Below are 11212 nucleotides of genomic sequence, written 5' to 3' on the forward strand. Positions count from 1 at the left end.
GGTGTCAGCGCCGCGCCAGTTTCAGGTTGCGCGCATACCAGGGCCGCTGCGGCACCTTCGGCCGCAAGCTGGCAAACAGATCGTCATCAGCGAAGATGATGCGCAGCGCCAGCTTCATGGTCTCTGGGTCCATCTCCACACTGCGCCCCGGCCGCAGCCCCGGCACAGTCGAACAGCCATGGGTATCCGGCCCCAGCCATGGGTCGGATACCTCTACCCAGCGCCCCGGCGCGAACCACGGTACACCGTTGACCTCAGCGCGCCGCACCTGGCCGGGATGCACACGCTCATGGGCGCGGAACCAGTCTTCGATACGATCATCGATCCAACCATGGAAGTGCCAGAACACCGGGTGTACATGGGACGAGAACGGGTCTCCGAGAAAATCATTTTCCGCCTCGAACCAGCGCGCGGCAAAGTCCTCCGGCTGGCGTGCGAACGGCACTGGCAAGCCGCTGGACGGGTCGCGCGGCACCGAGGCCCAGCGCATGTGCAACCAATCGTGAAGACCCAACTCCATCTCCGAACCGAACTGCCCGAGGGTGAGGGTGCTCAGGTAATGCGGGTCGGTGTACCTCGACTCCCAGACCTGGAAGTTACCGTGGAAGGTATCCGGCGTCTTGATATCGCGCACCCACTGGGTATATGCGGCATCGTCCGAAGCCAGCCACGTGGGTGGCAAGGCCGTACCGTCATGGTTATCGAAATAGCGGGCGAAGCCGACACGGTCGCGTTCGAGTTCTGGCTGCGGCAGTGGGAAACGTGCCCACGACGGCAGATCCTGGATGGCCCGGGCGGCACGCAGCATGTGCCGGTGCATGAAGAAGAAGTCCTCGCCCGAGCCGTTGCGATCCTTGTGCCGCCCACGGGCGTCACGCTCCTGGTCGCGTGGCCCAGGTTGCCAACCCAGGCCGCGCAGTGCCGCCTGCTTGTCCTTGTCGAGGTTGTGCCACTTGTCACGCGATGCATGCCACAACTGATGGAACAGCCGGTGTTCCGGCGCAATCAGCCAGGCCAGCAAGGCCGACGACAATGGCGTGCGCTCGCGCGCCTCGGGGAAACTGCGCTTGAGCGCAAGAAATTTGTTGTCCTGCACGGGCAGGGTCAACGAACGACCCAGCGCAGCGATGCGCCCGTTCAGGGTGGCCTGCCCGGCATTACCGAACCCACCCCAGACTTCGTCGAGCACCACCGTGCATTGATAGTCCGCATGGTCTTCCCCCGGCCAAGTAGGAAACAGCCGCCAACGCAAGGCCCTGTCGGTATCCACCAGCAGGTCACCGATCACTCGGTAACGTGGTTCCTCGGAGCCACGCAGGCGCTCAGGCGTGTCCAGGTAACCACGCAGGCCGCGTCCACTGGGGGCGACGTCGAGAAGCATTTCCAACTCACCCTCGGGTAGGCCGGGCAGCCCGGCATCTTCCCCTTGCAGGGTAAAACGCCAGATGCCGCGCAAGGTGTCGCCCAATTGCTGCAGCGCCGCGTCGGCCAGTTCCACCACTGCCTCACCTGGGGTTTCTGGAAACTGCTCGTCGAACCGCTGGCGCTGCACGTGCTGCGCATACATCGCTCCGGGCACCGCCACGCCTGCCAATGCCACACCGGCGATGAACCCGCGTCGAGAAATCGTCATTGCAACTACCTGAGCATTCATTGCGGCCATGGAGCACGGCCCGTCCAAGGCTAGAACGTTGCGCCCTCGGAGAAATTTAGCGCTAGACGTGGTTCGGCCAGCTGCGAAGCTGGCGATAAATTTGCTCGGCCGTCGCTCGTTCACCTGATACCCAAGCCCTGCCCGAGCAGCACGTTTTGTGTCGGCAGGCCGCCCCGATCAATCGTGCAACGAGATGGCAATGACCAAGACCCGTTCCCGCAAGGCCCTGTACATCGGCCTACCCCTGGCCCTGGTGGCCGCCCTGGGCAGTGCCGCCGGCTATTTCTTCTGGCAACAGCAGCACGCCGGCTACCCGCTGAAAATCGTGCAACAAGCCAACGAACTGCACGAGCACATGCTGTCGTTCGACAGCCACGTCACCGTGCCCCTCGATTTGGGCAGCGCGGGCCACGAAGTCGATAAGGATGGCCCGGGCCAATTCGACCTGGTCAAGGCCAACCGTGGCCGCCTGTCCGGTGCGGCGCTGACGATCTTTGGCTGGCCGGAAATCTGGAACGGTCCAAACGCCCCGCACCGCCCTACCCCCGGCTTCGTCGATGCCGCCCGGCAGGAACAGGAAGCCCGCTACAAGATCATCAGCGGGATGGTCCGTGATTTCCCCAACCAAGTCGGCATCGCCTACACCCCCGACGATTTCCGACGGCTCAATGGTGAAGGCAAGTTCGCCATTTTCATCAGCATGCTCAACGCCTACCCGCTGGGCCACGACCTGTCGCAGCTGGACTTGTGGGCTGCGCGTGGCATGCGCATGTTCGGTTTCAGCTACACAGGCAACAACGAATGGGCCGACTCCTCGCGCCCGCTGCCGTTCTTCAACGACACCGCCGATGCCCTCGGCGGCCTGTCGCCGCTGGGTGAGCAGGCGGTCAAGCGACTCAACGATCTGGGCGTGATCATCGACGTATCGCAGATGTCCACCCTGGCGCTTGAAGATGTCGCCCGCCTTACCCGCGCGCCAATGGTCGCCTCGCACTCCGCACCCCGGGCGTTGGTAGACATCCCTCGCAACCTCTCCGATAAGGAGATGCAGTTGATCAAGGACAGCGACGGTGTCATCCAGGTGGTCGGCTTCGGCCAGTACCTCAAGCCCCTGAGCAAGCCGGTGATGGAAAAACTCGACGCCCTGCGCGCGCGCTTCGACCTGCAACCCCTGCAGGGCCTGGCCAACGCCCTGATGCCGGGCGATGCAGTGATCGCCATCTGGCCCGAAGCGCGTTTCGGCGAATATGCAAGCGCGCTGTACAGCACTCTGGAAGAAGAACCCAAGGCCACCCTCGCGCAGTACGTCGACGCCATCGACTACACGGTGAAGAAAGTCGGCATCGACCATGTCGGCATCAGCTCGGACTTCAACGACGGCGGCGGCCTGGACGGTTGGAGCAACGTCGGCGAAATCCGCAACGTCACCGCCGAGCTGCTGACCCGAGGCTACAGCGAAACGGACATCGCGAAACTCTGGGCGGGCAACTTCCTACGCGTCTGGGAACAGGTACAAAAATCCGCCCACCCCGTCGCCAATCGCTGAGCAAGGCCCGCACACACATGAGCAACCGCCGTACCTTCCTCAAACAGGCCGGGCTGTTGGCCGCCAGCCTGCCACTGCTACCCCAGGCTTTGGCCCAACCCACCAAGCCGCTGGCCGGTGCCGACAAGTGGCACAACCTGCGCGAGCTGTTTCCACTCGACCCGCAGATTGCGCATTTCGCCAACTTCCTGGTCACCGCCCATCCGCGCCCGGTACAGGAAGCCATCGACCGTCACCGCGCCGACCTGGATCGCAACCCCGCCGCGCTGATGGACTGGGAAAGCCAGTACGAATGGAAGCGCGAAGACGAGGTCCGCGACTGGGCCGCACGCTATCTTGAAGTCGGCCAGCGGCAGATCGCCCTCACCGGCAGCACCACCGAAGGCCTGGCGATGATCTACGGTGGTCTCAAGGTCGGTGCTGGGCAGGAGATTCTGGTCACCGAACACGAGCACTACTCGGCGCACAAGGCGCTGGCCTTCCGTAGCGAACGCCAGGGCACCCCTGTGCGCAAGATCCGCCTGTTCGACGAGCCCTGGACGATCTCCACCGACCAGGTACTGAGCACCATCGACAAGGCGATCAAACCGGAAACCCGGGTCCTGGGCATGACCTGGGTGCATTCCGGCAGCGGCGTAAAGCTGCCGGTGGGCGAGATTGGCGAATTGGTGCGCCGGCACAACCGCAACCGCGGCGAAGCCGAGCGCATCCTCTACGTGGTCGATGGAGTGCACGGGTTCGGCGTGGAGAACGCACGTTTCGCCGACTTCAACTGCGACTACTTCATCGCCGGCACCCACAAGTGGATGTTCGGCCCGCGCGGCACCGGCATCATCTGCGCCGCCTCCACCAACATGGAGCACTTGACGCCCTCCATCGCCACCTTCTCCCGCGACGAAGACTTCGCCACCATCATGACCCCTGGGGGCTATCACGCCTTCGAACACCGCTGGGCCGCGGGCGAAGCCTTCAAGCTGCACCTGCAGTTGGGCAAGGCCGACGTGCAGCAACGCATCCACCAACTCAACAGCCTGCTCAAGGAGCGCCTGGCCGAACACCGCCAGATCCAGTTGGTGAGCCCACGCAGCGAGCAGTTTTCCGCCGGTTTCACCTTCTTCCGGATCAAGGACCGCGACCCGGACGCTGTGGCCGCCCATCTTACCGCCAACAAGGTGATGTGCGACGCGGTGTACCGCGATGTCGGCCCGGTGATCCGCCTGGCCCCGAGCCTGCTCAACGATGAGCAGCAGATCGACCGGGCCATGGCCCTGATTACCCAGCAACTGTGAACAAGGCATCTCCATGAGCGCACCTGTGTACCGCCTCACCCTCGCCGCCGTGCTGGCAGCCTGTAGCCTGCCGGCCCTCGCCGCACAGCCGTCCGAAAAACCAGGCACGGTATTCCGTGACTGCGAAAAGACCTGCCCCGAGATGGTCGTGCTGCCGGTTGGCACCTTCACCATGGGCACCCCGGCCGACGAAATGGGCCGCCAGGATGACGAAGGTCCGCAGCATCCGGTGACCTTCGCCAAACCGTTCGCCATCAGCCGTTTCCAGGTTACAGCCGGGGAATGGGCGGCTTATCAGAGGGAGGCCGGCGTGGTCATCGCTGACGGCGACGACCGCCCCGGACGACGCTGCACCAACAGCAAGCCCAGCTACAAGCAGGGCCCGCGCCAGCCAGCGGTGTGCATGAGCTACCACGATATCGAGCAATACGTGGCCTGGCTGTCGAAAAAGACCGGCGAGCACTACAGCATGGTCAGCGAGGCCCAGCGCGAATACGCCGCACGAGGCGGCAGCACCGGCATGTTCCCGTTCGAGCCGGACGCCAATTTCGAGATCAGCAAGAACGCCAACGTGTATGGGCCCAAGGATGGCTTCAGCTACAGCTCACCGGGGGGCAGCTTCCCGGCCAATGCCTTCGGCGTGTACGACATGCACGGCAACGTCTACGAGTGGGTCGCGGACTGCTATCACGACAGCTATTCCGGCGCCCCCGTCGACGGCAGTGCCTGGAAGGAGGCCGGCTGCAAGCTGGTGAGCATCCGCGGCAACGACTGGGGCGAGGCGCCGATCTTTTCGCGCTCGGGCAACCGCAACAACGCTTATGCCGACAACCGCGGGGACTGGATTGGTTTTCGCGTAGCACGGGAGCTCTGAGCCGCCGGCCGGCGGTAAATTCTCCCTCCCCCGGCTCGTTCCTATCGGTGTACTTGCGCAGGACCCGGGGCGCCGCGTGACGGTGCCCCACCCACCATCCAAGGAACCGCAACCATGAGCCAGAACTCCGCTTCGGAAAACATCCACGATCCCATCGGCGTAGGCTTCGGCCCTTCCAACCTGGCGCTGGCCATCGTCCTGGAAGAGCTCGCCGAAACCAACGGTCACGCCCTCGACGCCCTGTTCATCGACAAGCAGACCGATTACCGCTGGCACGGCAATACCCTGGCCATCCAGAGCGAGCTGCTGGCGCCGCTGCAGCAGCACCTGAAGGACTTCGAGGTAGGCCGCGACTACCGCGCCTTGGCCAGCGCCGAGTTCGGTGCCGGTGTGTACCTGCAAGGTTTCTGCGAGGCCTCCCACGGGTTGTCCGACACCCTGCTGTCGGTGCTGCCGGCCCGTGCCCAGGAAATCGGTCAGTCGCTGTATCAGCACCTGGGCAAGCACGCCAGCAGCGCCCCGGCCGCCCTGCGCGCCACCAGCGCGTGACAACGGGAAGCTATATATGAGCAATCAACCCCGCGGGGCCCTGCGCGAGCTGCTGGCCCTGCTACGGCCCTTCTGGCCGGTGGTCACACTGTCGATCGTGCTGGGCATGGTGGGTGGCCTCAGCGTCACCGCCCTGCTCGCCACCATCAACAACGGCCTGCACGCCCAGGACGGGCTGAGCCAAGGCCTGGTATTGGGCTTCGTCGGGCTGTGCGCCCTGGCGCTGGTCAGCACCATCCTCTCCGACATCGGTACCAACCATGTCGGCCAGCACATCATCGCCCGGCTGCGCAAGGAGCTGGGTGAGAAGGTGCTGGCGGCGCCGATAGAGCAGATCGAACGCTTTCGCAGCCACCGACTGATCCCGGTGCTGACCCATGACGTGGACACCATCAGCGACTTCGCCTTCGCCTTCGCGCCGCTGGCTATCTCCCTGACAGTCACCCTTGGCTGCATGGGTTACCTGGCGATGCTGTCATGGCCGATGTTCCTGATGATGCTGGTGGCGCTGTCGATCGGTATCGCCATCCAGTCGGTAGCTCAGTCACGAGGCATTCGCGGTTTCATGGCGGCTCGCGACAGCGAAGATCAATTGCAGAAGCACTACAGCGCCATTGCCGCCGGTGCCAAGGAACTGCGCATCCATCGCCCGCGACGCCAGCGCATGTTCCAACATGGCATCGGTGCCACCGCCGAACGGATTCGCGACCTGCAGACCCGTTCGATCAACACCTTCGTGATCGCCAAAAGCCTGGGCTCGATGCTGTTCTTCGTGGTGATCGGCATCGGCCTTGTGCTGCAGTCGCTGTGGCCAAGCGGTGATGCCGGCGTTATGAGCGGTTTCGTGTTGGTGCTGCTGTACATGAAGGGGCCGCTGGAACATCTGATCAGCACTTTGCCGATCATCGGCCGCGCACGCATCGCCTTCGCACGTATCGCCGAGCTGTCGGAGCAGTTCGCCAACCCCGAACCGCACCTGCTGCTGGCGGACAACGGCGCATCGGCACAACCGGTGTACAGCCTGGAACTGGACAATGTGCGCTACAGCTTCCCGCCGGTGGGTGACAACAAGCCGTTTGGCCTGGGCCCGGTGAGCCTGAAAATCGCACAGGGCGATATCGTCTTCATCGTCGGCGAGAACGGTTGCGGCAAGACCACCCTGATCAAGCTGCTGCTGGGCTTGTACGCGCCACACCAGGGGCAGATCAAGGTCAACGGGGTGGCAGTGGATGCCACGTCCCGGGACGACTACCGCCAGCTGTTCACCACGGTCTTTGCCGATTACTACCTGTTCGACGACCTGGTACAGGGCGACCAGGAGATCCCGGACGATGCCAACCAGTACCTGGAGCGGCTGGAGATAGCCCACAAGGTAAAGGTCGAGGACGGTCAGTTCAACACCACCGACCTCTCCACCGGGCAACGCAAGCGCCTGGCGCTGGTCAATGCCTGGATCGAAAAACGCCCGGTGCTGGTGTTCGACGAGTGGGCCGCCGACCAGGACCCGACCTTCCGTCGCATCTTCTACACCGAACTGCTGCCGGACCTGAAACGCCTGGGCAAGACCATCATCGTCATCTCCCACGACGATCGTTATTTCGACATGGCCGACCAATTGGTACGGCTGCATGCCGGGAAGATCGTCAACGAACTACAACCTGCCTGAGTCGCGAACAACGAAAACCGGAAATTCTTTTCCGGTTTTTGGTTTTTATTACGTCCTATTCATGCCAATACAAATCATTATCAATAACACTCTACAGAGCTCGACCAATGCCCGCATTCCCCACGTTAACGCCCCTCGCCAATGCCATCAAACTGCGTCGGTTGTTCCGGCCGGCGCTGCTCCATGTGGCGCTTGGCGCTACCCTGGCACTGCCAATGATGGTCCAGGCTCAGCAAGCCCAATTCCGCATCGAAGCGCAGCCCCTGCGTAGCGCCCTGCTCGAGTTCGGTCGACAGGCAAACATGCAGGTGTTGTTCGAACCCTCGAGCTTGCAGAACCTGCGGGGTAATGCCGTCAATGGCACCATGAGCGTTGCGAACGCCATCAACCAGCTCCTGACTGGTAGCGGCCTGCGCTATACCCTGCAAGGCGACACCATTACCATCACCGGCAGCGATAACTCTGCCGCCGTGCAACTGGGCACTACCAACATTACCGGCCAAGGACTGGGCGCGGTTACCGAAAACACCGGTTCCTATACGACCGGCAGCAGCAACACTGCCACCAAATTCAACCTGTCCCCGCGGGAAACGCCGCAGTCCACCAGCGTAATCACTCGTCAACGCATGGACGACCAAGGCATGACCACCCTCAGCGATGTGGTCAAGAACACACCCGGCCTGACTCTCAACCAGTGGGGGGCAGAACGGCCACGTTTCAATGCACGTGGCTTCGGCATCGAGAACCTGATGTTCGATGGCGTGCCGGTAGCCTATGAAGAGGCTGCCCTTTCAACCGGGGCACTGGCCATGTATGACCGTGTCGAGATCGTTCGCGGGGCAACCGGGCTGATGGAGGGTGCCGGTTTGCCGTCGGGCTCGATCAACCTCATCCGCAAACGCCCCACGACCGCACCACAGGTCAATGTAACGGCCAGCTATGGCAGTTGGGACAACAGCCGCTTCGAACTGGACGCAGGTTCGGCATTGAACGAGCAAGGGACCTTTCGCGGTCGGACCGTGCTGAGCTATCAGAAAAAGGACTCCTTCACCGACTACTCCAGCAACGAACGCACCCTGCTCTATGGTGTGCTGGAAGCCGACTTGACCGACGCCACCACGATGAGCCTGGGTATCTCCTACAGCGATGAGAATAATCCAGGGGCTGACTGGAACGGCGTGGGCACCTACCCCGACGGCAGTTTTCTGCCAATCTCGCGCTCCGACCGCATGAGCCCAAGCTGGTCTTACTGGAACAAGGAAAGCACCACGGTGTTCGCTGATATCGAACATCGCTTCGACAACGACTGGAAGGCCAAGGGCGCTGCTACCTACATCACCAGTGAAATGGACATGCTGGGCACCTTCATCAACTCAAGCACCGTTGACGCCCAAGGCACCCCAAGCATGACCCTGCGCGGCGGCGCCTACAATTACGACCGCGACCAGTACAGCTTCGATGGCTACTTCAGCGGACCGTTCGAGCTGGCCGGACGTACCCACTCGCTGGTAGTCGGTGCCAGCCGTCGCGTCAGCAAGTGGAACGACATCGGCGGCCCGATTCTCACCAATGGCAACTTCGATCTGGTTACCTTCAACCCGATCACCTGGGACCCGAACTCGGTGCCCAAGCCGAGCGGCATCGACATGAGTGCCTGGGACCGCAAGCAACGCATCGAACAGACCGGTGTCTATACCACCGCACGCTTCAGCCTGACCGATCCGCTCACGCTTATCGTCGGTGGCCGCGTGGACTGGTACCACCTTGAGGTAATTCAGCACGACGGCGGTTTCCCATATGGTGAAGCCGACTACAAGGCTGTGCGGGAAGTCACACCCTATGCGGGCCTGGTGTACGATCTGAACGACACCTACTCGGTCTACGCCAGTTGGACTCGTATCTTTCAGCCGCAAAGCGAGCAAACACCTGGTGGCGGCGTCCTCGAGCCGATTCAGGGCACCAACTACGAGATCGGCCTCAAGGGCGAACACTTCGGCGGCCGCCTGAATACCAGTGTCGCGATCTTCCAGGTCAACCTCGAGAACCTACCCGACGCCCTGCCAAGTTCGCAATGCCAGAACGCCTTTACCAGTTGCTACACCGCCGCCGGCGAAATTCGCAGCCGTGGTATCGAGTTCGAAGCCACGGGGGCACTGACCGAGAACTGGCAGATCTCCGCTGGTTACACCTACAACCGCGCGGAGCGTCTCAAGGAATCGTCTTATTCCCCCATCGGCACGTTCAGCAGTGGCGACCGGTATGGCACCAACCTGCCTGAAAACCTGTTCAAGGTGGCCACCACCTACCGTCTGCCTGGCGAGATGGACCAATGGAAAGTGGGCGGCGCGATGCGCACGCAAAGCCGCATCTACTCGCCTTACGGTGTCAAACAAGGCGGCTACACGATCTTCGATCTGAATACCGCCTACGCCGTCAACCAACACCTGGACCTGAACTTCAATCTGAACAACGTGTTCGACAAACGCTACTACTCGACCATCACGGCACCGACCGAAAGCAACTTCTTTGGCGAGCCACGCAACTTCATGGTCACCGCGCGCTACAAGTTCTTCTGAACAGCTGGGGCCTGCCGGCCCCCGCCATAGCCGCGAGCTGATGCACAACGCTGTAAAAAAGCCGCGCTCCCTATTGGGGCGCGGCTTTTTTCAGTGCCTTGTCGATCAATTCGCGAAGGCGTTACGCAGTGCCTCGGCAACAGCGTCCAGCGCTTCGTCGGCCTCATCCACCAGGGCATCCATGCGCAGGAAGTCATGGGTCATGCCCGCATATACCTGCACTTGCACAGTAACGCCGGCCTCGCGCAGCGCCGCCGCGTAGGCCTGACCTTCGTCGAACAATGGGTCGCATTGCGCCAGCACCATGAGTGCCGGAGCCTGGCCCGGGTCCAGCGCTGCCAGCAAGGGCGAAAAGCCCGGTGCCTGGCGGTCCTCGGGGTTACGTGCGTACAAGGTGTAGAACCATTCCAGGGTGTCCTTCTCAAGCAGGAACCCCTCGGCATAACGGTCAATGGAAGGGTAGCCACGGCTGGCATCGGTGACCGGGTAGATCAGCACCTGCAGGCGCGGCTGCGAACCCGCTGACTGGGCCACCAGGGTCGCTAGGCTGCCACCGACACTGTCGCCGGCCAGGGCCAACCGTTCAGGATCGCCGCCCAGAGCCACAGCTTGGTTACCCAGCCAGCGCCAGGCGTCCTCGGCATCCTCCAACGCCGTGGGAAACTTCCACTCAGGAGCTAGCCGATAGGCGGCCGACAGCACCAGGCAGCTGGCACGCTCAGCCAGCCCCTGGCAAATGGCGTCGTGGGAGTCGAGGCTGCCAACCACATACCCACCCCCATGGAAGTACAGCAGCACCGGCAATACGCCTTCGGCATCGTCGGGGCGATAGAGACGTGCATCTAACGACCGACCATCACGGGTAGGCAGTTGCAACGCGCTGACCACGCACAACCCCTGCCCACCCATGCCCATCAGCTGCGAGGATTGATCGAACTGCAGGCGCGCCTGGGCCGGACTCAACTGGTGCATGGCCTGACTCTTGCCGTTGTCGCGCCCGGCTTTGACCAGTTGCAGGTAAGCGGCGATATCGGGATTTACTGACATTCTGCTTCACT

General features: G+C 62.5%; 7 protein-coding genes and 1 pseudogene. 6 read left to right on the plus strand and 2 right to left on the minus strand.

What is annotated here, in order from left to right; translation table 11 throughout:
- Positions 1-4 precede the first annotated feature (4 nt).
- Positions 5-1633: a pyoverdine maturation tyrosinase PvdP gene (gene pvdP / locus ACYCCG_RS21120; RefSeq protein WP_459671643.1), complete on the minus strand. Its 1629-nt coding sequence runs from the start codon at positions 1631-1633 to the stop codon at positions 5-7.
- Between the two features lie 220 nt (positions 1634-1853).
- Here pvdP and pvdM point away from each other — a divergent pair, with 220 nt between their 5' ends.
- The 6 genes and pseudogenes from pvdM to ACYCCG_RS21150 all read left to right on the plus strand — a co-directional run bounded on the left by pvdM (position 1854) and on the right by ACYCCG_RS21150 (position 10154).
- The gene (gene pvdM / locus ACYCCG_RS21125; RefSeq protein WP_459671644.1) at positions 1854-3200 is read left to right on the plus strand and encodes a pyoverdine-tailoring dipeptidase-like protein PvdM; all 1347 of its coding nucleotides are present in this window, start codon (positions 1854-1856) and stop codon (positions 3198-3200) included.
- A 17-nt stretch (positions 3201-3217) separates the two neighbouring features.
- The gene (gene pvdN, locus ACYCCG_RS21130) at positions 3218-4489 is read left to right on the plus strand and encodes a pyoverdine-tailoring periplasmic protein PvdN (protein ID WP_459671646.1); all 1272 of its coding nucleotides are present in this window, start codon (positions 3218-3220) and stop codon (positions 4487-4489) included.
- Positions 4490-4502: 13 nt separating this feature from the next.
- Positions 4503-5363: a dihydropyoverdine dehydrogenase gene (gene pvdO, locus ACYCCG_RS21135; protein WP_459671647.1), complete on the plus strand. Its 861-nt coding sequence runs from the start codon at positions 4503-4505 to the stop codon at positions 5361-5363.
- 114 nt (positions 5364-5477) lie between these two features.
- Positions 5478-5669: pseudogene (locus ACYCCG_RS21140) on the plus strand (SidA/IucD/PvdA family monooxygenase); the annotation flags it as partial.
- Positions 5670-5928: 259 nt separating this feature from the next.
- Complete coding sequence (locus tag ACYCCG_RS21145; RefSeq protein ID WP_459671649.1) at positions 5929-7578, plus strand: cyclic peptide export ABC transporter; 1650 nt, start codon at positions 5929-5931, stop codon at positions 7576-7578.
- Between the two features lie 107 nt (positions 7579-7685).
- Positions 7686-10154, plus strand: coding sequence for a TonB-dependent siderophore receptor (locus ACYCCG_RS21150; RefSeq protein ID WP_459671651.1), 2469 nt, complete (start codon positions 7686-7688; stop codon positions 10152-10154).
- 105 nt (positions 10155-10259) lie between these two features.
- On the opposite strand, the gene ACYCCG_RS21155 is transcribed toward ACYCCG_RS21150, so the two are convergent.
- Positions 10260-11201 carry an alpha/beta hydrolase gene (locus ACYCCG_RS21155; protein ID WP_459671653.1) on the minus strand — a complete coding sequence of 314 codons (942 nt, stop codon included), beginning with the start codon at positions 11199-11201 and terminating at the stop codon, positions 10260-10262.
- Positions 11202-11212 lie beyond the last annotated feature (11 nt).

The sequence above is a fragment of the Pseudomonas sp. VEM90 genome (genome assembly GCF_054611535.1).